27 protein-coding genes, 1 tRNA gene and 1 riboswitch are annotated in these 26,025 nt (G+C 64.6%); of the genes, 10 read left to right on the forward strand and 18 right to left on the reverse strand.

Going from position 1 to position 26,025, the window contains the following annotated elements:
• Window positions 1-2 precede the first annotated feature (2 nt).
• The 14 genes from ACGLHR_RS08735 to glyA all read right to left on the reverse strand — a co-directional run bounded on the left by ACGLHR_RS08735 (window position 3) and on the right by glyA (window position 13,501).
• Window positions 3-452 carry a prepilin-type N-terminal cleavage/methylation domain-containing protein gene (locus tag ACGLHR_RS08735; protein WP_318234318.1) on the reverse strand — a complete coding sequence of 150 codons (450 nt, stop codon included), beginning with the start codon at window positions 450-452 and terminating at the stop codon, window positions 3-5.
• Window positions 453-534: 82 nt separating this feature from the next.
• Window positions 535-2,085, reverse strand: a complete 1,551-nt coding sequence (locus tag ACGLHR_RS08740; RefSeq protein WP_400093258.1) for a pilus assembly protein PilY — start codon at window positions 2,083-2,085, stop codon at window positions 535-537.
• Window positions 2,082-2,711, reverse strand: coding sequence for a pilus assembly protein (locus ACGLHR_RS08745; RefSeq protein WP_400093260.1), 630 nt, complete (start codon window positions 2,709-2,711; stop codon window positions 2,082-2,084). The genes ACGLHR_RS08740 and ACGLHR_RS08745 overlap by 4 nt, the downstream gene beginning before the upstream one ends.
• On the reverse strand, window positions 2,705-3,130 hold the full coding sequence (locus tag ACGLHR_RS08750) for a PilW family protein (protein ID WP_400093261.1): 426 nt from the start codon (window positions 3,128-3,130) through the stop codon (window positions 2,705-2,707). The genes ACGLHR_RS08745 and ACGLHR_RS08750 overlap by 7 nt, the downstream gene beginning before the upstream one ends.
• The gene (locus ACGLHR_RS08755; RefSeq protein WP_400093263.1) at window positions 3,102-3,644 is read right to left on the reverse strand and encodes a PilW family protein; all 543 of its coding nucleotides are present in this window, start codon (window positions 3,642-3,644) and stop codon (window positions 3,102-3,104) included. Before ACGLHR_RS08755 ends, ACGLHR_RS08750 begins: the two co-directional genes overlap by 29 nt.
• Window positions 3,641-4,090, reverse strand: a complete 450-nt coding sequence (locus ACGLHR_RS08760) for a hypothetical protein (RefSeq protein WP_400093265.1) — start codon at window positions 4,088-4,090, stop codon at window positions 3,641-3,643. Before ACGLHR_RS08760 ends, ACGLHR_RS08755 begins: the two co-directional genes overlap by 4 nt.
• A gap of 165 nt (window positions 4,091-4,255) precedes the next feature.
• Entirely contained in the window at window positions 4,256-4,819 is a 564-nt protein-coding gene (locus tag ACGLHR_RS08765; protein WP_318234323.1) for a GspH/FimT family pseudopilin, read from the reverse strand.
• Between the two features lie 5 nt (window positions 4,820-4,824).
• Entirely contained in the window at window positions 4,825-5,271 is a 447-nt protein-coding gene (locus tag ACGLHR_RS08770; protein ID WP_318234324.1) for a type IV pilin protein, read from the reverse strand.
• An 18-nt stretch (window positions 5,272-5,289) separates the two neighbouring features.
• Window positions 5,290-9,261, reverse strand: a complete 3,972-nt coding sequence (locus ACGLHR_RS08775) for a pilus assembly protein (RefSeq protein ID WP_400093267.1) — start codon at window positions 9,259-9,261, stop codon at window positions 5,290-5,292.
• Between the two features lie 30 nt (window positions 9,262-9,291).
• On the reverse strand, window positions 9,292-9,915 hold the full coding sequence (locus tag ACGLHR_RS08780) for a pilus assembly protein (RefSeq protein WP_318234326.1): 624 nt from the start codon (window positions 9,913-9,915) through the stop codon (window positions 9,292-9,294).
• The gene (locus ACGLHR_RS08785) at window positions 9,906-10,838 is read right to left on the reverse strand and encodes a PilW family protein (protein ID WP_400093269.1); all 933 of its coding nucleotides are present in this window, start codon (window positions 10,836-10,838) and stop codon (window positions 9,906-9,908) included. Before ACGLHR_RS08785 ends, ACGLHR_RS08780 begins: the two co-directional genes overlap by 10 nt.
• 8 nt (window positions 10,839-10,846) lie before the next feature.
• The gene (gene pilV / locus ACGLHR_RS08790; protein ID WP_318234328.1) at window positions 10,847-11,485 is read right to left on the reverse strand and encodes a type IV pilus modification protein PilV; all 639 of its coding nucleotides are present in this window, start codon (window positions 11,483-11,485) and stop codon (window positions 10,847-10,849) included.
• Between the two features lie 141 nt (window positions 11,486-11,626).
• Window positions 11,627-12,094, reverse strand: a complete 468-nt coding sequence (gene nrdR, locus ACGLHR_RS08795) for a transcriptional regulator NrdR (protein ID WP_006162931.1) — start codon at window positions 12,092-12,094, stop codon at window positions 11,627-11,629.
• A 159-nt stretch (window positions 12,095-12,253) separates the two neighbouring features.
• Window positions 12,254-13,501 carry a serine hydroxymethyltransferase gene (glyA, locus tag ACGLHR_RS08800; protein WP_267603993.1) on the reverse strand — a complete coding sequence of 416 codons (1,248 nt, stop codon included), beginning with the start codon at window positions 13,499-13,501 and terminating at the stop codon, window positions 12,254-12,256.
• 122 nt (window positions 13,502-13,623) lie between these two features.
• Window positions 13,624-13,726, reverse strand: a riboswitch (ZMP/ZTP riboswitch).
• 162 nt (window positions 13,727-13,888) lie between these two features.
• Here glyA and ybgC point away from each other — a divergent pair.
• From ybgC to ACGLHR_RS08850, 10 genes are all read left to right on the forward strand, one after another.
• Window positions 13,889-14,293: a tol-pal system-associated acyl-CoA thioesterase gene (ybgC, locus tag ACGLHR_RS08805; protein ID WP_043352192.1), complete on the forward strand. Its 405-nt coding sequence runs from the start codon at window positions 13,889-13,891 to the stop codon at window positions 14,291-14,293.
• Entirely contained in the window at window positions 14,290-14,973 is a 684-nt protein-coding gene (tolQ, locus tag ACGLHR_RS08810) for a protein TolQ (protein WP_043348531.1), read from the forward strand. Before ybgC ends, tolQ begins: the two co-directional genes overlap by 4 nt.
• Before the next feature lie 42 nt (window positions 14,974-15,015).
• Complete coding sequence (gene tolR, locus ACGLHR_RS08815; protein ID WP_267603992.1) at window positions 15,016-15,453, forward strand: protein TolR; 438 nt, start codon at window positions 15,016-15,018, stop codon at window positions 15,451-15,453.
• Window positions 15,454-15,468: 15 nt separating this feature from the next.
• The gene (gene tolA, locus ACGLHR_RS08820; protein WP_400093273.1) at window positions 15,469-16,623 is read left to right on the forward strand and encodes a cell envelope integrity protein TolA; all 1,155 of its coding nucleotides are present in this window, start codon (window positions 15,469-15,471) and stop codon (window positions 16,621-16,623) included.
• A 232-nt stretch (window positions 16,624-16,855) separates the two neighbouring features.
• Window positions 16,856-18,184 carry a Tol-Pal system beta propeller repeat protein TolB gene (tolB, locus tag ACGLHR_RS08825; protein ID WP_318234332.1) on the forward strand — a complete coding sequence of 443 codons (1,329 nt, stop codon included), beginning with the start codon at window positions 16,856-16,858 and terminating at the stop codon, window positions 18,182-18,184.
• Between the two features lie 17 nt (window positions 18,185-18,201).
• Window positions 18,202-18,714: a peptidoglycan-associated lipoprotein Pal gene (gene pal / locus ACGLHR_RS08830; RefSeq protein ID WP_318234333.1), complete on the forward strand. Its 513-nt coding sequence runs from the start codon at window positions 18,202-18,204 to the stop codon at window positions 18,712-18,714.
• Between the two features lie 18 nt (window positions 18,715-18,732).
• The gene (gene ybgF, locus ACGLHR_RS08835; RefSeq protein ID WP_400093276.1) at window positions 18,733-19,491 is read left to right on the forward strand and encodes a tol-pal system protein YbgF; all 759 of its coding nucleotides are present in this window, start codon (window positions 18,733-18,735) and stop codon (window positions 19,489-19,491) included.
• Between the two features lie 152 nt (window positions 19,492-19,643).
• Entirely contained in the window at window positions 19,644-20,327 is a 684-nt protein-coding gene (queC, locus tag ACGLHR_RS08840; RefSeq protein WP_267603989.1) for a 7-cyano-7-deazaguanine synthase QueC, read from the forward strand.
• Window positions 20,328-20,393: 66 nt separating this feature from the next.
• Entirely contained in the window at window positions 20,394-21,509 is a 1,116-nt protein-coding gene (locus ACGLHR_RS08845; protein ID WP_400093278.1) for a YeeE/YedE family protein, read from the forward strand.
• Between the two features lie 71 nt (window positions 21,510-21,580).
• Window positions 21,581-21,656, forward strand: a tRNA-Lys gene (locus tag ACGLHR_RS08850).
• Window positions 21,657-21,754: 98 nt separating this feature from the next.
• Here the strand turns inward: ACGLHR_RS08850 and ACGLHR_RS08855 are convergent.
• The 4 genes from ACGLHR_RS08855 to ACGLHR_RS08870 all read right to left on the reverse strand — a co-directional run bounded on the left by ACGLHR_RS08855 (window position 21,755) and on the right by ACGLHR_RS08870 (window position 25,882).
• Window positions 21,755-23,650: a S9 family peptidase gene (locus tag ACGLHR_RS08855; RefSeq protein ID WP_400093280.1), complete on the reverse strand. Its 1,896-nt coding sequence runs from the start codon at window positions 23,648-23,650 to the stop codon at window positions 21,755-21,757.
• Between the two features lie 45 nt (window positions 23,651-23,695).
• Complete coding sequence (locus ACGLHR_RS08860; RefSeq protein ID WP_400093282.1) at window positions 23,696-24,835, reverse strand: AI-2E family transporter; 1,140 nt, start codon at window positions 24,833-24,835, stop codon at window positions 23,696-23,698.
• A 163-nt stretch (window positions 24,836-24,998) separates the two neighbouring features.
• Window positions 24,999-25,505 carry a DUF3318 domain-containing protein gene (locus tag ACGLHR_RS08865; protein ID WP_318234337.1) on the reverse strand — a complete coding sequence of 169 codons (507 nt, stop codon included), beginning with the start codon at window positions 25,503-25,505 and terminating at the stop codon, window positions 24,999-25,001.
• Window positions 25,502-25,882, reverse strand: coding sequence for a phage holin family protein (locus tag ACGLHR_RS08870; protein WP_267603986.1), 381 nt, complete (start codon window positions 25,880-25,882; stop codon window positions 25,502-25,504). Before ACGLHR_RS08870 ends, ACGLHR_RS08865 begins: the two co-directional genes overlap by 4 nt.
• Window positions 25,883-26,025: the final 143 nt, after the last annotated feature.

A 26,025-nucleotide genomic window follows, 5' to 3' on the forward strand; every position in this document is an offset into this window, starting at 1 on the left:
CCTCAGCACGCCTGGGGCAGCGGCACCGGCTCCGCGGCAAAGGCGGGCTGCGCAAGCCACTCGCCGGTACTGCGCAGTATCAGCGTGCCGCATGACGCATCCGGCGTCAGCGGCACGGCACGCAGCTCCACGCAATGCGCCAGCCCGCTGCCCGGGCAGGCGCTGGCGTTGATCCAATGACGCGGGCGCGCCGCTTGGGCGGGCACCGGCTGCGGCCACTTGCCGGCCACCGTGGCGCCGCCCGGCTGGGCGGCGAAGCTCATGGTGGCGAGCGCGTGGCGCTCCAGGTCCAGCATCACGCCGATCAGTGCGCTGCGCGCCTCGGCGCGCCAGCCGCGTGCCATGTGCTGGTGCCAGGCAGGCATTACCATCGCCATGAGGATCGCGGAGACAGTCAGCGTGATCAGCAACTCGAGCAGGGTGAAGCCGCCCAGGCGAGGGCAGGGTGTCATGAACGTGTCTCCAGGGTGCGTCCGCCATTGCGGACGAATGGACGTGGCTTGTTGCAGCGGATCGATCGGGAGCATCGGGGTCTCATGGCGGGCCGGTGCGGATCAGCTCGCGCCAGCTCAGGCGGCCGGTGCGGCGGCTGGCGATGGTGCGGTTGAGTGGCACGGCGCTTCCTTCCTCCAGCGACCAGAGCGTGAGCGCCACGGCCTCGCGCGAGGTGGTCCCTGGTTGCGCGGATCGCTCCGGCGGCAGTGCGGTGCGTTGGAGAACCACTGCCGCTATGGCGCTCGCGCCGAGTCCGGTTGCTACGTGGGCGAGGGGGCCACCCGCCTGCGCACTGGTAGTGGATTCGCCGCTCAGCGCGTGGATCAGGTACGCACGCTGGCGCGCGTCGGGCGTCCGGGTGACAAAGCCGAGGTAGCCCGGGTCGGCGGGGAGAAACCGGTCCAGGCGCTCGCCGGGATTGGGAAGAGGCAAGTGCCAGCCAGCGGTGGATGCGGCCCCGCCTTGCGTAGCCCGCTTGTGAGGCTGCCGGCGCAGCACCACGCCGCCCCCGTGGGGTTGGGCCGCGATGCGCGCGGCGCTGCCGTCGGTATTACCTGTGCTTGAAAGGGCTGTGCTGTCAAATACGGCAGTGATGCGTTCGCCGTGGCCGTACACCACCAGGTGGCCACCGGAAGCGCTGATGAGGACAGGCGGCACGATTGCGCCTGCGCTGGCGGATGGCGCCGGCAAGGGCACTGGATTCTCTGCGCGGTGAATGCAACGCACCCGCCGGTCGCCATCGTGCCATGGCGGCGCGCCGCGCAGGTCGAAGCGCCAGAGCCCACCGGCGGTATCCACCGCATAAGCCGCCAAAGCCACGCCGGCAGCGTCAGGCAGGATGCTCGCGGCCAGCAGGGCCAGGCTGGGCTCGCCGTTCCGGCAACCGCTGGCAGGCAGGTGAAGCCGCAGTATCGCGTGGGGTCCTTGCCAAGGCGCCTGCGCGGGTTTGCCGAGCGGCAGCATGGCGATGCCGGCGGGCCGCCATGGCGGATCGCGTTGCGGCTCGCCAGGCCGGGTCTTGCGCCCGTGTGCGCTGGCGAGCATCACCATGGCATACCAGCTAGGCCCCTCAAGCGTGGATAGCGCCAATGCGCGCACGGGCCCTGACGGCGCCAGCGGCAGCGCGTCGGATGCATTGGCTTCCCAGAGGGCCTCCAGTGGTGGCTGCGCCGCGGCATTGGTGATGTCGAGGACGAAGACGCTTGCAAGCGTGCCGGTAGCGGGAGCCGGGAGGCCACACAGCAGCACAGTGCGCCAGCGACCGGATTCGAGCGAGACATCCGCCGCCTCGGGATAGGGGCAGGGCGCGGCGCTCCGTTTGAGCAATGCACGCGGTCGGTAAGCGAGTACTTCCTCGCCGGACCTGGCGTCGAACGCATGCAGCAGGCCGTCGCGCATGCCCAGCCTAACCAGCGCAGCGCGCGCGCCGTGTTGAACGACGAACTCGGCGTGGCCCGACCAGCCAGGCATCCACGCGGGAGGTGGTACCAGGACAGGTGGTGTGCTCCGCGCGCCCTGTGCCGTGCCAGCAAGCAGCAAGCCGGCGGCGAGCGCAGTCAGCGAGTGGTGGAACCGGGCGGTGCGCGTCATGGCTGGAACTCGCTTTGCAGCAAGCGGCGTACCGCCGCGTCGCGCCCCATGCCCAGTGCCGTTATGCGAAAACGCGGCCGTGATCCCGTGCCCGACGCGTAGCCGGATCCCAGCCATTCGCCAGGAGGGCGCTCGTGCAGCAACTCGGCAACGTATCGCGGCATGGTTCCCGCGCCAGCCGCTCCGGGGGGCAACGCGGGCAGGGTAACGCCGCTGAACGTGCCCATCGCGATGCCGGTGGCCTCATCCGCCCGGCGCGAATCGAGCCAACCCACCCATGGCGGCGGCATGTTCGGGGCAGGCCGGCAAAGCCCCCGCTGCGGGCCAGAGCCGCATTGGCCCGGCGGTGGCCACGCAGCAAGGCGGGCATCCACCCCGGACGCGCCGTTGCTGAGCGCTGCCATTAGCTCCCCTTCCGCGTCGAGCAATGCCGTCTCCGCTGCGCGAAAGGCGATCTCCTGCTCGAGCTGGTAAGTGGTCACTTGCCGGCTGGCGAGCAGGAACTGCAGGCCAGCCAGGGTTGTGGCGGCCACCAGCAGCAGCATCGTGGCCGTCAGCAGGAGCGTGGTGCTCCCTTTGGCCAGGTCGCGGCGCAGCAGGCAAGGCGCAGCTGCGGCGCTCAGCATAGTGTCTCCGTGCAGGGCCGGGCATTGCGCAGGCGCACGGATGCCGAGAAGACCCGGCGTATCAAGGCAGGTCGGTCACGCGGCGAGAAGACGAGGTCGTCGGCATGGAGGCCGGCGCCGCCATGTGCGCCCGGGGCGCCCGGTGGGAACAAGGTGAGCACGGCCGGCGCTGCCGCCAGCGCCAGTGGGCGCTCACCACGCAGTACCAGTGCCACCTGCACCACCAGTACCTCGCGCCAGGCCGCGTCGCCCCTGGCGCGCAGTTCCTCGGCGCGCAGGAACGCATCGGCCTTGCCATCGCCATCGGTATCGATGCCGTATCGCAGCTGCATGGTCTCCACGCCGCGCACCAGGGCGCCGGATGTCCAGCTTCCCTCCAGCACCCGCCCGTCACGGCGGCTGGCATAGCGGCATAGCAATTGCGGCTCCATCCGCGCCGGTGGCGATATAGAGCAAGCTGGCCCCCGCATATGCACGGGCCGCGCCACCAGCCGATCCGCCAACGCTCATCGCCGGCAACGCATACCCGCTGCAATCGATCATGGTCTGGTCCGGCAGCGTCGGATCCTGTGCGCGCCCGCTGCCGCCGAATCGCACCAGCAGCGCATCGCTGCCATTGACGCCACCGCGAGCGCAGGTAGGCAGCGCGGCAATGCCCGGCTGGCCGCAATCGTCGCGCCCCGACAGCGCCGGTGGCGCATTGGCCGGCAAGGCCTGACCGACCGGCTGCCAGCCGCTATGCCGGATCAGGTGAGTGAGGATGGCGAGCGCCCGCTGGCCGCGTTCTTCCAGCAGCACGAGGTCAACGGCGGCGCGGTAAGCGAGTTGGACGGCATGGAAGGCCGACGCAGCCAGCGCGCTGACCAGCAGGCCGAGCGCCAGGCCAACCATCAGTTCGATCAGCGAGAAGCCCTGGGCGCGACGGGCCCTCATGGCCGGATCCAGAGGGCAACGACGCGCAGCACGGCCACATCCTGCACTCCGCTCGCGCGTCCCGATGAAGCCAGGGGCAGCGGCCCGATGACCGCCAGCCTTGGTCCCGGCGAGCACCCGGGCAGGCCGGGCTCGTCCCCCGACGAAGCAAGCGATTGGCACAGCCGGAGGTGATTCGGGCCCACGCCGCGCGCTTGAAGGGGCGACAGCGCGAGGCCCGGATCCCCCAACTCCGCTAGTTCTGCTGCGGCACTTGTAGCGTGGCCGAGGGCCTCATAGCTGAGCAGCGTGCCTAGCGCGACCGGCGCCAGCGCGGCAAGCGGCAGCAGGCCGACGCCGAGGACGGCGAGGGCGGTGAGCGATTCGATGAGGATGAAGCCGCGGTCGCCTCTACAAAATGGGGGAAAGGCAGCTTGACGGATGCGCGGTCCTGCTCGCATTTGCATGAAGAGCTCCCTTGGAAAGCGTTGTGCCCAAGAGTAGCCAGGATGCGCGCCGGAAAATGTTCCAGACTGTAGAGGTTGTGAGGCAGCTTGTTAATTGTGCGTGCCCGCAGCGGCGGTGCGCGGGGCGGCGTCAATCCGATCCATCCGGTTGCCGCGTCAGATGGATCAGGGAGGTGCGAGCGCACTCGCGGTGCAAGTCGTATCTCGCGACGGGTCACAGACTCTCGATCTGCCGAGCGCATTGATCTCCACCACGCGCTGCAGCGTTCCCAGCGTGAATGTTGCAGTCGCCGTGAGTTGAGATCTTGTAGCCGCCGTGATCGAATAACCGACCGGCGAAAAGGCGACATATCCCGTTGCATCGGGGTTGGTATTGAAGGTGATGGTGATATCGCTGGGGATCGGATCGTATTGCGAGAGCAACGTGTCACTCGTCGTGAAAGCACCGTCAGGCGTGCTGTGTTCGGAGAATACCTGCCAGCCATTGTTCCACGCCGCACCGATGGGAGCGACGGTGACATAGCTGTTGGTCGCGGCTGCGCCGGAGCGCGCCTGCGCAATGGCAGACGCGAAGCTGTCGGCCGCCGAAACGAGGCGCTGCCGCCGTAGGAAGTCGCTCATGCTGGGCGTCGCCATGGCAAGCAGAATGGCGGCAATCGTCATCGTGATCACCAATTCGATGAGCGTGAATCCGTTTGCACGGCCGGGCTGGATCCGAAGCTTTTTCATTGTGCTTACCAGCAGCCTGCGGTCGTTGCATACACGCCGCTGGAAAGCATGTTGTACTTTTCGCCGGTACTGCGATAGACCAGGGTGCCGCATGTTGAGTCCGGTTTGATCGGGCTGGCTTGCAGTTCCACGCACTGTCCATTCGATGCACCGCATTGGGCCGCCAGGATCTGGTAGCTGCCGGTAGTGGGAGAATCTCCGGACCAGGTCTTGTAGCCAGTCCAGAGCGTGGTCGTACCCGCGCTGTAGTAGCTGTTTACCTGCGAAAAATGCCGCTCAAAAAGTTGCATGTCTTCGAGCAGGGCGGCCTTGGCTTCGGCGCGCTTGCCCTTCGTGACGTAACTCGAGTAGTTCGGGTAGGCAATCGCGGAAAGAATGGCGATGATACTCACCGTGATCACGGCTTCAATCAACGTGAAGCCGCGTTGGGATTTCCTATTGGCACGTTGCATAGCGAATCCCTTCCGATCCTAATTCAGCGTGAAATTTCGAATCTCGCGCCATCCGGCGCGGGCCTTGCGTATGTTTGAATTGGTCGAGTTTCCGCTCTGGCCATTGGCTCCGACAGATGCAGTGCCGGATGCGCCAAATGAGATGACCTGGGTGGTCTTGGTTTCGACGATGCCGCCGACCGAGCTGCGATCCGCGTTCTTGACGTTGATGACGATCACAGACGGCGCGCCGAGCAGGCCGATGCTGGACAGATAGCCCGATACCCCAGTGCCCGGCATGCCGGTCAGCGCGCCAAGCGCGTAGCTCCTGCTGCCGCCGCTGGTGCCGCATGAGTCCGTGCCTGTGTAGAGGGAGTTGAAGTACACGATCCCGTCCTGCGCAACCACGGAAGTGACTTGCCTCTCCGTCGAGTCCAGGAAGTCCAGAACCCAGCCAGGCTTGCGAGGCGCGGCATAGCCGGGTGCGTAAGATGAGGAATTGAAGGTGTACGACTTTCCGTCGGCAGCCGCCTGCATCGTTACTACATTAAGCTTGCTGCGGTCCGGGACGTAGTTGGTGCCGCCACCGTCGTAAATGCCATAGAACGAATTGGTCTGGCTAACTGTGGAGGACGTGTCCGACAGTTCGTAGTATTTGCCCGTGCCGAACAGCACCATATATCCGCCGGGCGCGTAGACCACCTGCGGCTGAACCGTGATCGGCTGACGCCGCCCTTGAGAGTCGGTGGCGATAAACATCGGCTTGCCAGGTGTTCCGCCAAAAGCCGGCAGGGCACCGGCGGTAGCGTTGCCATTCCACGTGCTTGGGGTGCCGGCCACATTGAACTTCCACAAATTGCCCTGCAGATCTCCGGCATAGAAGCTTGTGACACGGCCATTCGGGGCGCCAACCGAAGCTGGTGTGCTCAAGCCGTTCGCCGTAACGTAAGGCGGCACTGTCGCGGGCGCCGGCGTGACTATCTTGAAGTAGTTGCTGTTCAGAGTCCACGCGGTACCGGCCGTCTTGTCCAGTGAAAGCAAGAACAAGGCAGATGGGGAATTGGCATTCGAATAGCCGTCACTCTGGTTGGAATTCAGGCCATTGCCGACCACGACAAACCATTTATAGACCGGGTTGCCGCTGGTATCCGTACCGGTCTGCAGCTTGGCGACGATCGGCGGGCCCATGACATTGCCCATGTCGGCATCATCCTTGTCGGTGAACTCCCAAAGGACGTTAGCCCCGCTAAAAGGGGTTGCGCTCTTGCCGCCGTCAGGGTCGGTTACATCCAGCGCGTAGATACCCTGTGCGCCGCCACCTAAACCGCCAGCCAGCACGGATTTCCAGGCGCCATTGACCTGTGCCTCCGCAACCAGCGGCGTGGCATCCACGTAAGGGCGGTGCGAGTAGCTCGGCGATGTGAGCTGCGGAAGCGCGCTGAATATGGCATTGGGCACATAGGCAAAGACTTCGTCGCCGGTATTCGCGTTGAAGCCGTGCAACATGCCGTCGTTGGCTCCGACATAAACCATCGGGGTGCGGCCGGCATAGGTAGTCAGGAAGCTGCTGTAGCCGCTGTCGGTACGGGTTGCGGCAGGGTCGCCCACAAATACCGGGCCCGACCCGATGATGTCGCCGAATACCGTCGTGCGGGCTCTAAACGGACCGCCGCCGCCTTGCCCATTGCTTTCCTGTGTCCTGTCGCCACGAAGATAGTTGAGGCGAATTTGGCCGTTGCCATCACTTAAGCCAGAGTCAGGGTTAAGGTTGAGCAGCGCCTGCTGGGCAGACGAGATCGCGTTTCCTGTGAACTGAAAGGGAACTCCCCCGCCGCTGGTCGAGTTCAGGGTGAAAATGGAGCGCGTGCTTGGGCTCTTGCTGGCAAGCCGGGCCCCTGCCTCCCACGTTCTGGTCTGCGCGATCGTGACGGCTGTGCCGTCGGCGCTTTTGGAAATGGCATAGGCGGACAACTGGCCATTCCATTTCTGGTCGAAACCGGGCGTGTAGACAAAGCCATTCTGCACGATGCGGTTGCTAGTGAGCGCGATGCCCGAGAGGGTGCCCGCGGAACTCGTGATCTGCACGAAGATCTTCTTGATGGCATCGATCATGGCCTGCGGTTGGCTTGCCAGAAACCAGTTCGACGGGACGTTTGATCCTGTGGGTGCGGCTTCCCACTCCGTATTGTTGGTCACTGTTGTTCCGCCCTGGCCGGCAGCCTTGAAGGGATTGCCGTCCGCGTTGCCGCCGTCGATCTTGTCGTCCTTGAATCCGCCGTACTTTGCCGCAAGAAAGATCTGGCTCTGACGCTGGGTCGCTCCGACCGTTCCGTTCCCGGCTTCGTTGACGTCGATGCCAAACGTCGTGACGCGTGCAGAGGGCATGTCGGGGCGAAAGGCCGACGTATGCGCCCAGTAGGCGACCCCTGCGATGTAGTAGGTGGACCAGTTCGAGGTCGGATGCAGGATGTCGCCCAGATTCGTGAATGAGGACGGCAGGGGGGTGGCATTGCCTGCCGCCGGCGTATTGGTTTCGAGTGCTCCGACCTTGTTGGTCCAGGCTCGCACATCGAATCCGCTATAGCTGTCCACTGCCCGGGCAGGGTCGCCGTGCGAGCTGTCGACGTTTCCTGGAATGTAGTGATCCTCGTGGGTATTGATGTCGCCAATCGTCACTACGTAGTTGCGCTGGCAACTGTTGAGCATCGGGTCCGCATCCCAGGTCGTGTAGACGGGGAAGTTGTCTGCATAGGTCGTATTCGGAAGGCCGCTGATGGCTTGTGGGGTGGGGCCGTCCTTGTGAAATTGCAGGTAGCGGATGCTCTCGTAGAACAGTTCGCTGATCGGGTCATACGTCTTGTAGTTGCCGAGCGGGTTGTCTGTTGGGCCACCAAGGTCGCCCATTGTCTTGCCACTGAGTTGCGTGCTCGTGCGGCCAAACTGGTTGAGATAGTTGATAACCCCGCTGATTCCTTCTGTGCGGTTGAGCGGGTTCCGATAGAACACGCCAGTTGCCGGATCCCATTCCTTTGCCGTATTTGCGATCGTTTTCAGGCTGGAGTCCACCGCAGTAGTGCCGACATACTTCATTGGCGCCCGCAGCACGCCACCATAGCGTTCGTTTGGCGTTTTGCTGGAGTCGTTGGTACCGTCGTTCAGATAGCCGAAGGCCGCAAAGCGCACGCGATCGGCATTTCTCTGCATCTGGCCGACGGGCTTGTAATTGTTGCCATAGTTGTAGCAGAGGTCGGTGCGTGTAGTTGCCTCGTTGCTATCGCAAACCTGAACCTGCACACGGAAGCTGCGTCGTTCCGTCAGCTTGCCGCTCTTGTAAACGTCGGCATATTTCCCAGGGCTCCCGCAGTTGCCGCTGCTATCGTCCGCATCGGAAAAGAAAATGTGGTTGCCACACGAAGCGATATAAATCGTGCTGTATGAGTATGGCGTCACCGCACTCGGCGCGCTGCTGATGTTGTTGACAGCCGTGACGCTCTTGACCGGAAAGTAACTGTTGCTGCGGAAAAAGTCCGCTCGGAGCACCGCGCGCTGCAAGACCGTCTGGGTAGCGGTGTCCAGCACGCGGTCTCCGCCGGTCATCGCCATCCGCAGTTCGTCGATCGAGGACGAGGCGGCCCAGTTCATGAAGTTTCCGCTAAATGCGCTGGAACATTCATGGCCTCCATTGCCGGAAGCGTTGCCGCTACTTACAAAATAGCCATTGGTGCTGTCGTACGTATAGCACTTGGCTGCATTGAAGTAACCGAGGTAAGTTGTATTGTAGTTATATGATGTATCGACGCTCTTCGAATTCAGGGGGCCGCGGTAGGCAGTGCCCGTAGTCGGGAACTCTACCGAGAGCGTCATCATCAAGTTGGGGTGAATGTTTTGCGATTGCCCGAATAGCGGCGTCTGCGCAATGGCTACGGTTGGCACGCTTGGCGTGCTTGCTGCCCAAAGCGCGGTAACCCATAGCATCGCGCACAGAGGCAACAGGCGTCGGAGTGTCTTCATGAATTCGTTCCCGATTCGATGCTGGCTGTTCTAGTTGTCGGTCTTGCGGTACAGCGACTGAACCATTGCCTGGGTGGCGCTGTTGGGGCCAAAGCCAACCGCTGTCACCCGATACATATAACGCGTGTTGCCAACGGCGCCGCCAATGGATTGGTCGGGAAGCAGTTCGATGATGTAGCGAGGCTTCTGGCTTGGAGTCAGGCCCGTCCCGGTCGGGAATGTCCGGCCCGTAAAGGTGCCGTAGGCCACCGTCTGCGGGTTGGTGGCAGAAGCGCTCCAGCTAACGGTGTTCCATATCTGTGCGTTGATATTTGCCAATGTATTGCACAGGCCCTGGTAAGGGGCGGCCACCGTCGTGCCGATATTGCAACCACCTTCGACTGTGAAGCCCGTCGCCGCTGTCGGCTGGAAAATTGCCGAGCGGCTCTTGGGGCCGGTTGTGTTCTGGATGTCCATCTCGGCATCGCGCAAGGCGGCCTCAGCTGCCTGGAATGCAATCTCGAAATCGCGTTGATTGCGGGTCGTGCGTTTTGAGTCCAGCGCCAATCTTGCGCCACCCAGTGCCAGCACGGATATGACGAGCAGCATGATCAGCGCGGTGACCAGGGCAAAGCCGCGGGCTGGATATTTCAGGGCTGGATGGATTAGAGGCACGAAGGGTCTCCCTGCATGCAACTCAGGTAGTTGCGCACTTGTACCGTCGCCGTGAACATGCGGCGCGCGGATTGTGGGTTTTGAGCCGGCGTGTACGTGCCATCGGCGCCGTTGTACATGGGGCCGAAGAGCCGGATCGTGGGCTGCCCGGGACTGTCTGCGCTTGCATTGTCGCCGCGCACGACCAAAGCCACCTTCAGTGCAAAGACTCGCGCCCATTCAGTTGCGCCGACCTGGCTGGCGGGAACGAACTTGTCTGCCACTTCGTCGTCATCCGTGGAGATGCCGTAGAGGACCTGCAAGTTCTCTACGCCGGGAACAAGTTGCTGTGCGACGAAGGTAGAGGTCTCCTTGCCGGCTGCGCGCCGCCGGTACTTGCACATCAGATATGGCAGGCCATCGGCGCCGTTCTGCACATAGAGAATCGAGAGTCCGCGTTGGCTTGCGGCACTATCGATGCTGGACGGCGCGGCGACGGCCTGTCCGGAGCAATCCACCATGGACCCATCGCTCACCGTCGGGTCAGCCGCCGTCCCGACGCCGAAGAATCGAGTCAGCAACACGTCGCTGGCATTGACGGCGGTGCCAGCATCGCAAGCCAGCGTCTCGCTGTCCGAGGGGGTTGAACAGTTGTCCAGTCCCATCAGCATCTGCGAGCTGATCTGCATTGAACCACCATCGCTGGCCGGCGGCGTGTAGGCAATCTGACGCAGCATTCGTGAAACGACGCCGATCGCGAACTGACCGCGCTCCTCGAGGCTGGCACTGTCATTGATGCTGCTATAGGTGCTGCGGGTCAGTAAGTAAAAGGAGGTTGATGCAACTAGCACCAGCATGCCAAGCGTCAGTGCAACCATCAGCTCAACCATGGAGAAGCCTGAGCTTCGCAGGCGACGCCGGGTTGTTTGTCTGGAGCCGGCCATGAGCGTTTTCAATTGCTGACCCCCGGGTTGGCCACAATCACGATCTGTGGCGTTGCCGAGCCGTCGGCGGCTTGCGTGTCTGGCATGGTTGTACCGGTCGCGACATCCACTCCCGGCTTGTCGGCGAATCGCGATACCCAGCCCATCTTGATGACGATCGGGCTATCGCTGGCTTGGCCCGTGCCGCCGGCCGTGGCGTTGCACGCCCAGGTGTAGCCGGCGGAGGTGGAATAAATGTTGGAGTCGCGGCAGATTACCGCGCGCCCACCCGGCAACGCCGTCTGGACGCGTTGCGTCCATTCGGCCAAATCGAATGTGACCATGTTGGCTGCGCAAACCGGGCTGCCGGATGCGCAGGGGGTGGAAAAGAAATTGGCGCCCGTCGGCACCGCCGGGGCGCCGGTGCTCGTGTCGAAGAAGTAACTGCTGTTATTGGCGAGCATTTGGGCGCTGTTAGCCCGCATGCGGTCTGCCATATCGCTAGCGAGCTGCAGCGCCAGCGTGTCATAGGACGCTTGTTGGGAGAATCGGAATGATTTGATAAGAAGATTTGCCACGCCGAGCACGCCGATAGCGAGCACGACGATTGCCACCAATGCTTCGAGCATGGTGAAGCCGGCCGTCCCCCGACAGCTTGACTGACCCATCTTGACCCTCGTCCGAAAAGACTACGTTCTTTTGGCTTCGTTCTATTTTTTGTAACGGCAACCCAGGTGGAAGTATAGATATAAGAATTGCCACCTAGGACCCAGTTTGGGAAGAATTAAACAACGTCCCCGTTACTTTTTCTACTGCTTTCGTGGGGTAGACGCCGAAAACTCATCCAGCATGTCGCGGAATTCCGACACGTCCTCAAAGCTCCGATACACCGAAGCAAACCGGATATACGCAATCTTGTCGAGCCGGCGCAGCTCGCGCATGACCAGTTCCCCGACCTGGCTGCTGGGGATTTCTTTCTCGCCGAGGGCGAGCAGTTTCTCTTCGATGCGGGTGATGGAGGCGTCGATAGCTTCAGCCGAGACCGGGCGCTTGCGCAATGCCAGGCGCATCGAGTCCTTCAGCTTGTCACGGGTGTAGTCCGCGCGCGAGCCGTTTTTCTTGACGATGGCGGGGAAGAACAGCTCGATCCGCTCATAGGTGGTGAAGCGGCGGTCGCAGGATTCGCAGCGGCGGCGGCGGCGCACAGTATCGCCTTCTTCCGACATGCGCGTGTCCAGGACCTGGGTGTTGGAATGGGCGCAAAAGGGGCATTTCATGCCTGACCACCTCGAAGTTTGAGCCGGGGCGCGTGCTGCGCGTGCAGCGTCTTGTCATTTTGTGTCGCGCCGGGCCGGGTTGGCAAGGCCCGCCGGCGGCGCTGGCGGGCCGCGGCGGGCTGCCGGCCACCCGCGCATGGGCGGGTGGCGCAGGGGGCATCAGCCGTAGACCGGGAAACGCTTGGTCAGGGCCGCCACTTGCTCGCGCACGCTGGCGATGTTGGCCAGGTCGTGTGGGTTTTCCAGCACGTCGGCGACCAGGTTGGCCACCAGGCGGGCTTCTTCTTCCTTGAAGCCGCGGGTGGTCATGGCCGGCGAGCCCAGGCGGATGCCCGAGGTGACGAACGGCTTTTCCGGGTCGTTGGGGATGGCGTTCTTGTTGACGGTGATGTGTGCCTCGCCCAGGACCTTCTCGGCTTCCTTGCCGGTGATCTGCATGGCGCGCAGGTCGACCAGCATCACGTGGCTTTCGGTACGGCCGGAGACGATGCGCAGGCCGCGCTCGATCAGGGTCTCGGCCAGCACGCGGGCGTTCTTGACCACTTGTTGCTGGTAGGCCTTGAACTCGGGCGACAGGGCTTCCTTGAACGCGACTGCCTTGCCGGCGATCACGTGCATCAGGGGACCACCCTGGATGCCGGGGAAGATGGCCGAGTTGATGGCCTTCTCATGCTCGGCCTTCATCAGGATCACGCCGCCGCGCGGGCCGCGCAGGCTCTTGTGGGTGGTGGTGGTGACGAAGTCGGCGTGCGGTACCGGGTTGGGATACTCGCCGGCGGCGATCAGGCCGGCGTAGTGGGCCATGTCGACCATGAACAGGGCGCCGATGGACTTGGCTACCTTGGCGATGCGTTCGAAGTCGATGCGCAGGGCGAAGGCGGAGGCGCCGGCGATGATCAGCTTGGGCTTCTTTTCCTGGGCCAGCTTTTCCAGCGCGTCGTAGTCGATGTCTTCGTTGGCGTCCAGGCCGTAGCTGACGACGTTGAACCACTTGCCGCTCATGTTGAGGGCCATGCCGTGGGTCAGGTGGCCGCCTTCGGCCAGGCTCATGCCCATGATGGTGTCGCCCGGCTTCAGCGCGGCAAAGAACACGCCCTGGTTGGCTTGCGAGCCGGAGTTGGGCTGCACGTTGGCGGCTTCGGCGCCGAACAGTTGCTTGACGCGGTCGATGGCGAGCTGCTCGACGACGTCGACGTACTCGCAGCCACCGTAGTAGCGCTTGCCGGGATAGCCTTCAGCGTACTTGTTGGTCAGTTGCGAGCCTTGCGCGGCCATCACGGCCGGCGAGGTGTAGTTTTCCGAGGCGATCAGCTCGATGTGTTCTTCCTGGCGCTGGTCTTCCTTCTGGATGGCGGCAAAAATCTCAGGGTCGATCTGGTCGATCGTATAGCGGCTGCGTTCGAACATGGCGAAAACTCGTCTGAAAAAAGGGGAATTCCGAATGGCTTCGGGGTAGGGCGCGCGGGGAAGGCACAGGCGACCGGCGTCGGACGCGTTAGCTATCCGGCGCAGGGCGCACCCTGCTTCCCATTCGCTGCCCAGGCGAGCGGCAGGCGCTTGAAACATCGCGCCAGAGAACTTTGCGCTTCCTCGTGGTAGTGCCCACTGACTTCGCCAGTCGCGCAAGATGGAATGGTTGGCGGCAGTTTAACGCGAGGCGCTGGCTCGCTGCAAGACGGTGTGGCGGGCCCCGGGGCCGAAAGTCAATGCCTTGTCTGTCAGGCAATGTAAGTGTTGTAATGTCGGACAAGGGTTTACACCGGGTCGGGCCGGCTCTCCGCTACAATCGCGGCCATGAGCAACAATGTGTGGGCCTTGCGGGTGTATTGGGAAGACACCGACGCGGGCGGCGTGGTGTTCTACGCCAATTACCTCAAATTCTTCGAGCGCGCCCGTACCGAGTGGCTGCGCTCGCTTGGCATCGAACAGCAAGCGCTGGCCGATGAGTCCGGCGTCGTCTTCATCGTCAGAAGCACGGCGGTGGACTACAATGCCCCCGCCCGTCTGGACGACCTGCTTGAGATCCGGACACAGATTGAACGGGTTGGCCCGGCGTCGGTCCAATTCGCCCAGGAAGCCTGGCGTGGTGAGCAATTGCTGGCTACTGGCGCCATCCGGGTCGGGTGTGTTGATCGCAGCACATTCCGCCCGACTCCCATTCCCGCTCCCGTCCTTGCAACCATCAAGACCGCTCGATGAATCCCGTGACCGTCACGCAAGACCTGTCGATCATTTCGCTGGTGCTGCACGCCAGTGTGCTGGCACAGGCCGTCATGGCCCTGCTGCTGGTGATGTCCCTGTTCTCGTGGACATATATCTTCCGCAAGCATTTCTCCCTGCGCGCCGCGCGCACCCAGACCGAGGGTTTCGAGCGCGACTTCTGGGCCGGCGGTGATCTGCAGGCCCTCTACCAGAGCGCAGCCAACAACCGTCACAACACGGGCGCGCTGGAACGGATCTTCGAGTCCGGCATGGGCGAATACCTGAAGGCGCGCGAGCGCAACAACGACGCCGGCGCGCTGCTCGACGCCGCGCGGCGCGCCATGCGCGCGGCCTACCAGCGCGAGATGGATGTGATGGAATCGCATCTTCCGTTCCTGGCCTCGGTGGGTTCGGTCAGCCCGTACATCGGCTTGTTCGGCACCGTATGGGGGATCATGAACGCCTTCCGCGGCTTGTCCAATGTGCAGCAGGCAACGCTTGCCGCAGTGGCGCCCGGCATTGCGGAGGCGCTGGTCGCCACCGCCATCGGCCTGTTCGCGGCGATTCCGGCGGTCATTGCCTACAACCGCTACGCTACCGAAGTCGATCGCCTGGCCATCCGCTTCGAGAGCTTCATGGAAGAGTTCCTGAACATCCTGCAACGGCAGACCCGCTAAAGCGCCGAAGCCACCAACGTCTTCGGTCAAGGAGAACCAGCAATGGCAGCGATACAGCGCCGTGGCGGCTCGCGCCGCCGGGCCAGTGCCGACATCAACGTCGTGCCTTACATCGACGTGATGCTGGTGCTGCTCGTCATTTTCATGGTGGCAGCACCGATCGTGAACCCCGCCGTGGTTGACCTGCCCAGCGTGGCCAACGCCACCCAGCAGCAAAAGGCGCCTCCCATCGTCGTGACCGTGCATGAGGACGGCGCACTGACCGCGCGCGGCAAGGATAACGCTGGCAACAGCTTCGAGCGCAAGCTCGACAAGCAGGGCCTGATCGACTTCGTGCATCAGCGCCAGAACGAGAATCCCGACCAGCCGGTGGTGATCGCCGCCGACCGCTCGGTCAGGTACGAGGCCGTGCTCGACGTCATGTCGGTGCTCAAGGCCGACGGCGTGAAGCGCGTCGGCCTGATGGTCAAGCCCAAGTAAGCAGCGCCCCACGCGATGAAGACCGCCGCCTATCCTTATCAGCCGGCCCCGGAGCGGGGAACCCTGCGTTCCTTCCTGCTTGCGGTTTTCATGCATTTGTTGCTGGGCATCGTGCTGTATTTCGGTGTGCACTGGCAGAGCAGCACCCCGGTCGGCGCCGAAGCCGAGCTCTGGGATGAGGTCCCGGCCACTACCGCCCCGCGCCCGCCCCCGCCGCCGCCCGAACCCCAGCCTATCGTACAAGCCCGGCCCGCACCCCCCCCGCCAGCGGTGAGGTCCCGTGCGGAAGAGGACGCCGAGATCGCCCTCCAGCAGCAAAAGCGCCGCCAGGCCGAGGCCGCCGCCCGCGAAGAGGCGCGCCAGCAGGCCGACCTGCGCGCGCGCCAGGAAGCCGATCGGCAGGAAGCGGCACGCAAGGAGGCCGCCCGCAAGGACGCCCAGCGCAAGGACGATTTGCGCCGCGAAGAGCAGCGCCGCGAGGAACAGAAGAAGGACGACCTGAAGAAGGAAGCCCAGCGCAAGGAAGACGCGCGCAAGCAGGCCGCCTTGCAGGAGCAGCGCAAGGAGCAGGCTGAGCGCGAGCGCAAGGAAGCCGACGCCAAGGCCCGCGCCGAAGCCAAGAGCCGCGCCGAGGCCGATGCCAAGGCGCGTGCCGAGGCAGACGCGAAGGCGAAGGCGAGCGCGGACGCCAAGGCCAAGGCCAACGCCGAAGCCAAGGCCGCCGCCAACGCGAAAGCCAAGGCCGATGCCGATGCCAAGGCCAAGCGCGACGCGGCCGCCAATGCCCAGCGCCACAGCGAGCTGGCACGCCTGCAGGCCCTGGCGGGTGGCGGGGCGGCAGTCGGCGGCGGCGGTGGTGTCGGCAGCAGCGCAGGCAGTGGCGCCGGTTCCGGCGGCAAGGCCTCGCCTGGCTACCCGGATCGCGTGCGGCGCCGCGTCAAGCCGAATATCGTGTTCACCGAAGACGTGCCTGGCAATCCGGCCGCGGTGGTGTCCGTTCAGCTGGCGCCGGACGGCTCGCTGATGTCCGCGCGGCTGTCCAGGTCCAGCGGCAATTCGGGCTGGGACAACGCCGTGCTGCGCGCGGTGGAGCGCTCGGACCCGCTGCCCCGCGACGAAAACGGCAAGGCACCGGCCAGCTTCACCATCACCTTCAAGCCTAAGGATTAAGGGGTGCGGTGATGGCAACGGCACGGGATAATTCGAATTGCAACATATTGCAACCTACGTCGATGCTCGGTAGTCCCACCGCTACGATGACAGGTTGCCTGACGCAGCCGGCAAATGTGCCCGGGGCACCCGATACAGGCATGCGACATGCCTTCAGTCTGCCTGCCCGTACCATGGCTCCAGCTTTGCCGGCCGCGTTCGATATGAATATTGATCTCGACTGAGGAGCAGCATGCGAAAGCTTTGGGCCCCCCTTTGGCTGGCCGCGCGGCGGCACAGCACCCGCGCGCACGCCCTGTTTGCCGGGCTGGCAGTGGTGCTGGCCTGTTCGGCCGGCAGCGCGCAGGCGCAATTGAACGTTGAAATCACCGGCGTTGGCGCCAGCCAGCTCCCGATCGCCACGGCCAACTTCCAGGGCGAAGCACAGGCCCCCCAAAATCTCACAGCCATCATCCGCAGCGACCTGCAGCGCAGCGGCCGCTTCCGCAATGTCGACCCGGGCGGCGCCACCGTGGCGGAGTCCGCCAATGCCGACCTTGGCAGCTGGAAGGCGCGCGGCGCCGATGCCTTCGTGGCCGGCAGCGTGACACCCACCGGCAACGGCCAGTATGACGTGCGCTTCCGCCTCTACGACACCGTCAAGGGCACCAGCCTGGGTGGCCTCGCCTTCACCGTCAGCGGCAACCAGCTGCGCGTGACCGGCCACAAGATCGCCGACTACATCTACGAGAAGCTGCTGGGCGAGCGCGGCGTGTTTGCCACGCGGCTGTCCTATGTCTCGCGGGTGGGCGGGCGCTTCCAGCTGCTGATCTCGGACTCCGACGGCCAGAACTCCCAGGTGGCGCTGACCAGCAACGAGCCAATCATCTCGCCTTCGTGGTCCCCTGACGGCAGCAAGGTTGCCTACGTGTCCTTCGAGGCCAAGAAGCCGGTGGTCTACGTGCACGACCTGGCGACCGGCAAGCGCACGCTGGTGTCGAACCAGAAGGGCAACAACAGCGCGCCTTCGTGGTCGCCGGATGGCCAGCGCCTGGCGGTGGCGCTGTCGCGCGACGGCAATACCCAGATCTACCAGGTCGGCGCCGATGGCTCCGGGCTCAAGCGCCTGACACGCAGCAGCGCCATCGACACCGAGCCGCAATACGCGCCGGACGGCCGCAGCATCTACTTCACCAGCGATCGCGGCGGCGCGCCGCAGATCTACCGCATGCCGGCCGGCGGTGAAGAGGGCGGCGCAGCTCAGCGCGTCACCTTCAAGGGCAGCTACAACGTGAGCCCGCGCATTTCCCCGGATGGCAAGCAACTGGCCTATATCACCCGCAGCGGCGGCTTCAAGCTGCAGTTGATGGACCTCGGCAACGGCGATGTCACGTCGCTGACCGACACCGCCAACGACGAAGCGCCAAGCTTCGCCGCCAACGGCAAGTACATTCTTTATGCCACCCGGGTGGGAGGTCGCTCGGTGTTGGCGGCAGTGTCCACTGACGGGCGTACCCGGCAGGTTTTGTCGCTCCAGTCCGGCGAGGTTCGCGAGCCGTCCTGGGGACCATTCATGCAATAAACGAGGAGTTCCTAGCCATGACCAATATGATGACCAAAACCCTTGCCGTCGCCGCTCTGCTGGCCCTCGGCGCTTGCAGCTCCGGCGTCAAGCTGGACGATACCGCCAACGCCGGTGCCGGCAAGGGCACGCCTTCGACCGACGCTCGCGCCGTGGCGCCGGTGGACGTCTCGCGCGATCCGCTGAACGATCCGAACAGCCCGCTGGCCAAGCGCAGCGTGTACTTCGACTTCGACAGCTATAGCGTCAAGCCTGACTACCAGGGCATGCTGTCGGATCACTCCAAGTACCTGGGTGCCAACAAGGGCCGCCGCATCCTGATCCAGGGCAACACCGACGAGCGCGGTACCAGCGAATACAACCTGGCACTGGGCCAGAAGCGCGCCGAAGCCGTGCGCCGCTCGCTGTCCTCGCTGGGCGTGCCGGAAAGCCAGATGGAAGCCGTCAGCCTGGGCAAGGAAAAGCCCAAGGCAACCGGCCACGACGAAGCCGCCTGGGCGGAAAACCGCCGCGCGGACATCACGTACTAATCTGCGGATAGCCATCTCATGAAAGCACGCGTCTCCAAGTTGGTATTGCTTACTGCGATGTCCTGCGCCAGCCTGCTGCCGTTGGCACAGGCGCGGGCCGGCGTGTTCGACGATGACGAGGCGCGCAAAGCCATCGTGAACATGCGCGACCAGTTCAACGGTTTCCAGGCGACCGCTTCGCAGCGTATCGACCAGAACAGCCGCGCGCAGCTCGAGATGCAGAACCAGCTCGAGGGCCTGCGCCAGGAAGTGGCGCGGCTGCGCGGCCAGAACGAGATGCTGCAGAACGAGGTGACGACGCTGCAAAAGCAGCAGAAAGACTACTACGCTGACCTGGATGCGCGCCTGAAGAAATTCGAGCCGCAGCAGGTCACCGTGGATGGTCGCGAAGGGCTGTCGCAACCGGGCGAGAAGACGGAGTATGACGCCGCGCTCAAGCAGTTCCAGACCGGGGACTTCAAGGGCGCGGGCAACGTATTCTCGGCTTTCATCAAGAAGTACCCGCAAAGCCCGTACGTGCCGCTGGCGCAGTACTGGCTAGGTAACTCGCTGTACGCGCAGCGGGACTACCGCGGCTCGACGTCGGTGCTGCAGAACATGGTGCAGGCCTATCCGGATCACCCCAAGGTGCCGGATGCGCTGATCGCCATCGCCAACAACCAGATCGAATCGGGCCAGAAGCCCGCGGCCCGCAAGACCCTGGAGCAGGTGGTGGCCAAATACCCCGGCACCGAGGGCGCGCAGGCGGCGAGCAATCGCCTCAAGACGCTGAAGTAGGCGCCCGGGAGGGTGGGGCGCTGGCATGCGGCCCAGGTGGTAGGCAGAAGACAAAGGGCCCGCTTTTCGCGGGCCCTTTGTCCTGGCCGCGCTAAAATATATGATTCGCCTCGAATTTTGCGTGGCGCCGCCAGGCGCCGCGCCCTGCCATCATGAAAAAACGCGCTATCGTCCTGCTTTCCGGCGGCCTGGACTCCGCCACCGTCCTTGCCATGGCCAATGCGCAGGACTTCGAGACCTATGCGCTGTCGATGCGCTACGGCCAGCGCCACTCCTCGGAACTGGAAGCCGCCAAGCGCGTGGCCGCCGCCCTGGGCGCGGTGCGCCACGAGATCATCGACCTCGACCTGCGTCGCTTCGGCGGCTCCGCGCTGACCGACGATAGCCTTGAGGTGCCCACCGACGGCGCCGTCGGCGGCATTCCGGTCACCTACGTGCCGGCCCGCAATACCATCATGCTGTCGCTGGCCCTGGGCTGGGCCGAGGCCATTGGCGGCCGCGACCTGTTCTTCGGCGCCAACGCGGTCGACTACTCCGGCTATCCGGATTGCCGGCCCGAGTATGTGTCCGCCTACGAGGCGCTTGCCAACCTGGCCACCAAGGCCGGCGTGGAAGGCGAGCGCATCCGCGTGCACGCGCCCATTATCGACATGACCAAGGGCGAGATCATCCGCGCTGGGGTCAAGCTCGGGGTGGACTACGGCATGACGGTGTCGTGCTACAAGGCCGACGACGACGGCCGTGCCTGTGGCGTGTGCGACTCCTGCCGCATCCGCCGGGCGGGCTTCGAGGCCGCTGGCGTGCCCGATCCCACCCGCTACCAGGGCGCCGCCTGACGGTTGCCGTTGCCACAAGCGCGCTTGCGCGCACCCACCCGTTTGCGCTTCCCCCGCCGGACACCCATGCCCGAAATCGATATTGCCGCGCTCAGCCGTACCGTACTGGCGAGCACCTTCATCCTGACCTTCGCCTTTGGGGCGGTGCTCCAGCGCACGCACTTCTGCACCATGGGCGCGGTCTCCGACATCGTCAACATGGGCGACTGGACCCGCATGCGCATGTGGGGGCTGGCCATCGGCGTGGCCATGATCGGCACCGCCGCGCTGGCCGCGGGCGGCTACATCGATCCCACCAAGACCATCTATGCCGCCAGCAAGCTCAGCTGGCTCTCGGCCCTGGTGGGCGGGCTGATGTTCGGCTTCGGCATGGTGCTGGCCTCGGGCTGCGGCAGCAAGACGCTGGTGCGCATCGGCGCCGGCAACCTGAAGTCGCTGGTGGTGTTCGCCTTCCTGGGGCTGTCGGCCTATATGACGCTGCGCGGCCTGTTTGGCGTGATTCGCGTGAACACCGTCGATGCCGTGGCCCTCTCGCTGCCCACCACGCAGGACCTGCCCTCCGTGCTGGCGCAGGCCAGCGGCATGGCGCGCGCCACCCTGCAGCTCGGCATCGCGCTGGTGCTGGGCGGGGCGCTGGTGATCTGGGCGCTGGCCGGACGCGGCTTCCGTACCTTCGATAACCTGCTGGGCGGCCTGGCCGTGGGCCTGATCATCGTGGCCATGTGGTACGTATCCGGGCACCTGGGCTATGTCGCCGAAGATCCCAATACGCTCGACGAACTGTTCGTCGCCAGCAACAGCGGCCGCATGGAGAGCCTGAGCTTCGTCGCCCCCTACGCCTATACGCTTGACTGGCTGATGATGTTCAGCGACAAGAGCAAGGTGCTGACCATCGGCATCGTCAGCGTGTTGGGCGTGGTGGCTGGTGCCGCCGCGTATGCGCTGGTGACCCGCACCTTCCGCTGGGAAGGCTTTGGCAGCGCCGAGGACGTTGGCAACCATCTGGTGGGCGGCATCCTGATGGGCGCGGGCGGCGTGACCGCGCTGGGCTGCACCATCGGGCAGGGCTTGTCAGGCGTATCCACGCTGGCGATTGGCTCCTTTATCGCGCTGGCCGGCATCCTGGTTGGCGCGGTGCTGGGCTTCCGCTACCAGATATGGCGGCTTGAGCGCATGATCTAGCACGAGTAGTTCGCGTTCAAAGGTTGACTTTAGCGCCAAGATATTCCTATAATCGCGGCTTCAGTTTTTCCGGGTCGTTAGCTCAGTCGGTAGAGCAGCGGACTTTTAATCCGTTGGTCGCGTGTTCGAGTCACGCACGACCCACCAGCATTGCGAGAAGGCGTAGCGGGCAACCGCTACGCCTTTTTTGTTTCATGCCCCGCGCGTGGCTTTCGTAGTATTTCGGCGCGGATCACCCCCCTGGATCAACCCTTCTTGGCCAGGTGCCTGGCGAGAAACGCTTCCATGGCTTCATAGAAGTCGAAGGTGTTTTCCTCGTTGTGGAAGCCGTGGCCCTCGTTTTCCTTGAGCAGGTATTCCACATCCACGCCGCGCGAGCGTAGCACCTGGACGATCTGGTCGCTCTCCGCCTGCTTGACGCGCGGATCGTTGGCGCCTTGCGCCACCAGCAGCGGCGTGCGGATCCTGTCGGCGAAGAACACCGGCGAGGCATCGTGCAGGGCCTGGCGCTCGGCTTCGACGTTGGGGTTGCCGACCATCTCGTACAGCATGTCGAGCATCGGCTTCCAGTACGCGGGAATGGTCTCCAGCAGCGTGAACAGGTTCGATACGCCGACATAGTCGATGGCCGCGGCATAGCGGTCCGGCGTGAAGGCCACGCCTGCCAGCGTCGCATAGCCGCCATAGCTTGCTCCGTAGATCGCGATGCGCCTGGGGTCCACGATGCCTTGCGCGACGAGCCAGTCGACGCCGTCGTCGATATCGTGCTGCATCGTCTTGCCCCACTGCTTGAAGCTCGCCTCCCAGAACGCGCGGCCGTAGCCGGTGGAGCCGCGGAAGTTGATCTGCAGCACCGCGTAGCCGCGATTGGCGAGCAGTTGTACCTCGGGGTTGAAGCCCCATACGTCGCGCGTCCACGGGCCGCCGTGCGGGTTGACCACCAGAGGCAGGCCCTGCGGTGCAGGCTCTCCCGCGCTGGCCACCGGCACCGTCAGGTAGCCGTGGATCTGCAGGCCGTCGCGCGAGGTGAAGCGGATCGGCTGCATGCCGGCCATGTCGGCTTCATCCAGCCAGGGTTGCACCTTGCCGAGCGTGACCAGTTTTTTTGTGCCGCTGTCGTACAGGTAGCGCGTGCCGGTGGTCTTGTCGCTCGACGCGGAGACGATCATGCGGGTCTCGTCGCGCGTGATACTGGTGACGTGGTGCTCGTAGCCCGGCAGGTGCCGCTCCAGGTCGGCATGGATCTGCTCGGCGTGGGCGTCGAAGAAATGGCGGTGTGTCTTCCAGTCGGTGTACCAGGCGGCGGTCAGCACGCGGCGACGCCGCGAGTGGGACAGGCCGCCGACATCCACCTCGTCGTGCTCGAAGACCAGGCGGCCTTCCCGGGCCGTCTGCGGATCGAACTCGAAGATCGCCGTCTTGTCGCGGCCGCGATTCGACTGCACGTACAGCTGCTTGTCGTCGAAGGTGAAGAACAGCGGCGAGACCGTCTCGCGGAAGTCGGTGGTCAGGATCGGGCGGAAGGGCTCGTCCTCGGTATCGCGGTAGAGCAGGGTGGTGTTCACGCCGTCGCTGGCGCTTGCCACCCGCAGGCGGCCAGCGTGGTCGGTGCCCCAGCTCATCACGTTGCCGGGGTTCTCCGCGATCTGCACGGACTCGCCCGTGACGACGTCGACGCGCAGCACGTCGAATACCTCCGGGTCGCGCTTGTTGTGCGACAGCAGGACATGGCGGTCATCGTCCTCGAGATCGTCGATGATCTCCGCGCGCACGCCCGGGTACGGGGTCAGGTCGACGGGCTCGCCGCCGTCGATCGGCACCGACAGCACATGGAAGTTCTCGTCGCCGCCAAAGTCCTTCGCATACAGGATGTGTGCGTTGCCCTTCCAGCTGTGGAAGGGCAGGTCGCGCTCGCTCTCGCGGGTCAGCGGCCGGGCTTCGCCCAGCAGGTTGCCGTCGGCGTCGATGGCCTGCACGAAGACGTTCTGGCGCCCTTGGTGCCGGGCGAGGAAGGACAGGTGGCGGCCATCCGGCGAGATCGAGAACTGCGAGCGGTCCGGCTTGCGGAACAGCTCGCGCACGCTGTAGTGCTTTACCTTTGCCGGCGATGTTGCACCGGATGTTGGGTTGTCTTGACGCAATGCTCACTCCTTGGTGTGTTCGGTCCCGGCAAGCAGCGGCAGGGCTCAATCCGTACGCGCGGCTTGCCCGGTTTTGCCTTCGGGTGGCGCAGGTGGCTTTGGCTCCTTGTCCTGCGCGGCATCGCGGCGCTCGATTTCTTCGCGCGTGGACGTGGATAGGTCCCAGCTGGCGATAAACAGCGCGGCGATCAGCGGGCCGATGACGAAGCCGCTCAGCCCGAACAGCGCCATGCCGCCCAGCGTGGAGATCAGCACCACCCAGTCGGGCATGCGGGTGTCCTTGCCGACCAGGATGGGGCGCAGCACGTTGTCCACCGCGCCGATCACCACCGCGCAGAAGCCGATCAGGATGGAGCCCTTGCCCACGTCGCCGGTCAGCAGGAAGTAGATCGCCACCGGTCCCCAGATCAGCGCCGCGCCGACCGCCGGCAGCAGCGACAGGAAGCCCATCAGCACGCCCCACAGCAGCGAGCCCTGGATGCCGAGGAACCAGAAGATCAGGCCGCCCAGTGCGCCTTGCACCGCAGCCACGGCGATGTTGCCCTTGACGGTGGCGCGGGCCACGGTGGTGAACTTGCGCAGCAGGTGCTGCTTGTGCGGCTCGCTCAGCGGGATCGCCCGCATGATGAGCTTGGAAATCTGCGGGCCATCGCGCAGCAGGAAGAACAGCAGGTACAGCATCACGCCAAAGCTGACCATGAACTGGAACGTGTTCTGCCCGATGCTCAATGCCTGCGTGGCGATGATCTGGCTGGCCTGGGTAGCCCCCGTGGTGAGCTTTTGCTGGAGGTCGCTGATATCGGTCAGCCCGAAGCGGTCCAGCACCCTTGTCACCGACGGCGGCAGGGCGTGCACGGCTTGCTGGAAGTAGGCGCCGAAATTGATCTGGCCGGACTTGATCTGCTGGTAGACGGTGCTGCCTTCCTGGATCAGGGCGCCGGTGACAAAGATCAGCGGCAGCACCACGATCAGCAGGCACAGCGTCAGCGTGGTCAGCGAGGCCAGGTTGCGCCGGCCGCCCATGCGCCGGGTCAGCCAGTTGTTGGACGGCGTGAAGATGATGGCCAGGATGGCGCCCCAGAACACGGCGCCGGAGAAAGGCCACAGGACGAAGCAAAAGGCTACCGAGACTACTGCCAGCAGCAGGTAGAACGACTTTTGCTGCATATCCGCTCGTTGGGTCATTGCGCTGTCACCTTGCGTCGAAAAAGCGTTGGAGCGCGCGCCGCCATGGTGGCGTACGGCGGCTCGCCGCGGCGCGTGGCGCTCATTGCCTTCATTGCCGTATGGCAGGCCTCGGTAGGCAAGGCCGGCGCAGGCGGCGGCCTTGCATGGCGAAAACGCCGTGCTAACGCACCAGCGGGTCGCGGAACCCGGTGTCGACGGTGTCGGACGGGGGCTTGCGGGCAGCCTGGACGGAGCTTTTCTGGAAAGTCTCGTAGGCCCAGTAGCCGGCTGCGGCCAGTGCGCCGAACTTGGACAGCTTCCAGGTCCAGCGCAGCACCGGCGTCTTGCGTAGCAACGGCAGCGCCAGGGACACGGCCGTGCTGAGCATCGGGTAGTCCTTGGCCAGTCCGAGCAGCTTGAGCCAGGAGGCGGGCCGGGTCATGCGCGGCAGCCAGGTGCTGAATCGGCCGAGGCGGGTCGCGCTGCCTCGGACATGATGGAGCGCCTGGGCGCAGTCGTAGCGCTCCAGCGCGGCGCGCGTGATCAGCAGCTCCTTGCGAATGGCAAGGGGCAGGCGCACCTCGCGCGAGAAACGCACGGGGCGCTGGTGCGAGCGAGGCGCGTTGGAGGTGGATGCGGTGCCGGCCGCGTGATCGGCCGGCTCGCCTGGTGTGTGCGGTGTGCTCATCGGCGCAGGATCTCCCGGTCTTTATCGATCTCGGCCAGCGTGGCTTCGAACAGGGGCGGGGCATTGCGCACCAGATGGCGGGCAACCGCGAGGCAGATCGCGCAGGCGGCCAGGTAGACCGCCACCAGCACGCCCAGGGCCTGCCAGCGGTAGGTGTCCCAGAACACGATGGCGATCAGTACGGTCAGCGTCACCATGGCCAGGCCAAAGAACACCAGGCCGAAACAGGCCAGCAAGGCCATCTTCATCAGCCGGGAGCGTTCTTCCGCGAGTTCGACACTGGCCAGTTCAAGGCGAGTCTGCACCATCGCCACCAATGATCCTGCCAGGCTGCGCAGGGCATCCATAAACTTGGGGGAAGAGGTGGGGTCGCTCATGCAATTCCGGCGAAGGCGTGCAGCGGCGAAGCGCTGCACCTGCTGCAGACGGGACGCCCCGCCAGCGGTGCTTGACTGCCGGCGGGGCGTTGCCCGGCACCGCGCCGCGACGGGTGGCGGCCCAGGTGCAAGGCGTTCGGGTT

The organism is Cupriavidus sp. CuC1 (assembly GCF_044627735.1).
GTDB classification, from domain to species: Bacteria; Pseudomonadota; Gammaproteobacteria; order Burkholderiales; family Burkholderiaceae; genus Cupriavidus; species Cupriavidus ulmosensis.

Bases quoted from the DNA above. Each gene is read 5' to 3' on its own strand.
- ACGLHR_RS08735 (WP_318234318.1), bottom strand. From the start codon at position 452: ATGACACCCTGCCCTCGCCTGGGCGGCTTCACCCTGCTCGAGTTGCTG.
- ACGLHR_RS08740 (WP_400093258.1), bottom strand. From the start codon at position 2,085: ATGACGCGCACCGCCCGGTTCCACCACTCGCTGACTGCGCTCGCCGCC.
- ACGLHR_RS08745 (WP_400093260.1), bottom strand. From the start codon at position 2,711: ATGCTGAGCGCCGCAGCTGCGCCTTGCCTGCTGCGCCGCGACCTGGCC.
- ACGLHR_RS08755 (WP_400093263.1), bottom strand. From the start codon at position 3,644: ATGAGGGCCCGTCGCGCCCAGGGCTTCTCGCTGATCGAACTGATGGTT.
- ACGLHR_RS08760 (WP_400093265.1), bottom strand. From the start codon at position 4,090: ATGCAAATGCGAGCAGGACCGCGCATCCGTCAAGCTGCCTTTCCCCCA.
- ACGLHR_RS08765 (WP_318234323.1), bottom strand. From the start codon at position 4,819: ATGAAAAAGCTTCGGATCCAGCCCGGCCGTGCAAACGGATTCACGCTC.
- ACGLHR_RS08770 (WP_318234324.1), bottom strand. From the start codon at position 5,271: ATGCAACGTGCCAATAGGAAATCCCAACGCGGCTTCACGTTGATTGAA.
- ACGLHR_RS08775 (WP_400093267.1), bottom strand. From the start codon at position 9,261: ATGAAGACACTCCGACGCCTGTTGCCTCTGTGCGCGATGCTATGGGTT.
- ACGLHR_RS08785 (WP_400093269.1), bottom strand. From the start codon at position 10,838: ATGGCCGGCTCCAGACAAACAACCCGGCGTCGCCTGCGAAGCTCAGGC.
- pilV (WP_318234328.1), bottom strand. From the start codon at position 11,485: ATGGGTCAGTCAAGCTGTCGGGGGACGGCCGGCTTCACCATGCTCGAA.
- nrdR (WP_006162931.1), bottom strand. From the start codon at position 12,094: ATGAAATGCCCCTTTTGCGCCCATTCCAACACCCAGGTCCTGGACACG.
- glyA (WP_267603993.1), bottom strand. From the start codon at position 13,501: ATGTTCGAACGCAGCCGCTATACGATCGACCAGATCGACCCTGAGATT.
- ybgC (WP_043352192.1), top strand. From the start codon at position 13,889: ATGAGCAACAATGTGTGGGCCTTGCGGGTGTATTGGGAAGACACCGAC.
- tolQ (WP_043348531.1), top strand. From the start codon at position 14,290: ATGAATCCCGTGACCGTCACGCAAGACCTGTCGATCATTTCGCTGGTG.
- tolR (WP_267603992.1), top strand. From the start codon at position 15,016: ATGGCAGCGATACAGCGCCGTGGCGGCTCGCGCCGCCGGGCCAGTGCC.
- tolA (WP_400093273.1), top strand. From the start codon at position 15,469: ATGAAGACCGCCGCCTATCCTTATCAGCCGGCCCCGGAGCGGGGAACC.
- tolB (WP_318234332.1), top strand. From the start codon at position 16,856: ATGCGAAAGCTTTGGGCCCCCCTTTGGCTGGCCGCGCGGCGGCACAGC.
- pal (WP_318234333.1), top strand. From the start codon at position 18,202: ATGACCAATATGATGACCAAAACCCTTGCCGTCGCCGCTCTGCTGGCC.
- ybgF (WP_400093276.1), top strand. From the start codon at position 18,733: ATGAAAGCACGCGTCTCCAAGTTGGTATTGCTTACTGCGATGTCCTGC.
- queC (WP_267603989.1), top strand. From the start codon at position 19,644: ATGAAAAAACGCGCTATCGTCCTGCTTTCCGGCGGCCTGGACTCCGCC.
- ACGLHR_RS08845 (WP_400093278.1), top strand. From the start codon at position 20,394: ATGCCCGAAATCGATATTGCCGCGCTCAGCCGTACCGTACTGGCGAGC.
- ACGLHR_RS08860 (WP_400093282.1), bottom strand. From the start codon at position 24,835: ATGACCCAACGAGCGGATATGCAGCAAAAGTCGTTCTACCTGCTGCTG.
- ACGLHR_RS08865 (WP_318234337.1), bottom strand. From the start codon at position 25,505: ATGAGCACACCGCACACACCAGGCGAGCCGGCCGATCACGCGGCCGGC.
- ACGLHR_RS08870 (WP_267603986.1), bottom strand. From the start codon at position 25,882: ATGAGCGACCCCACCTCTTCCCCCAAGTTTATGGATGCCCTGCGCAGC.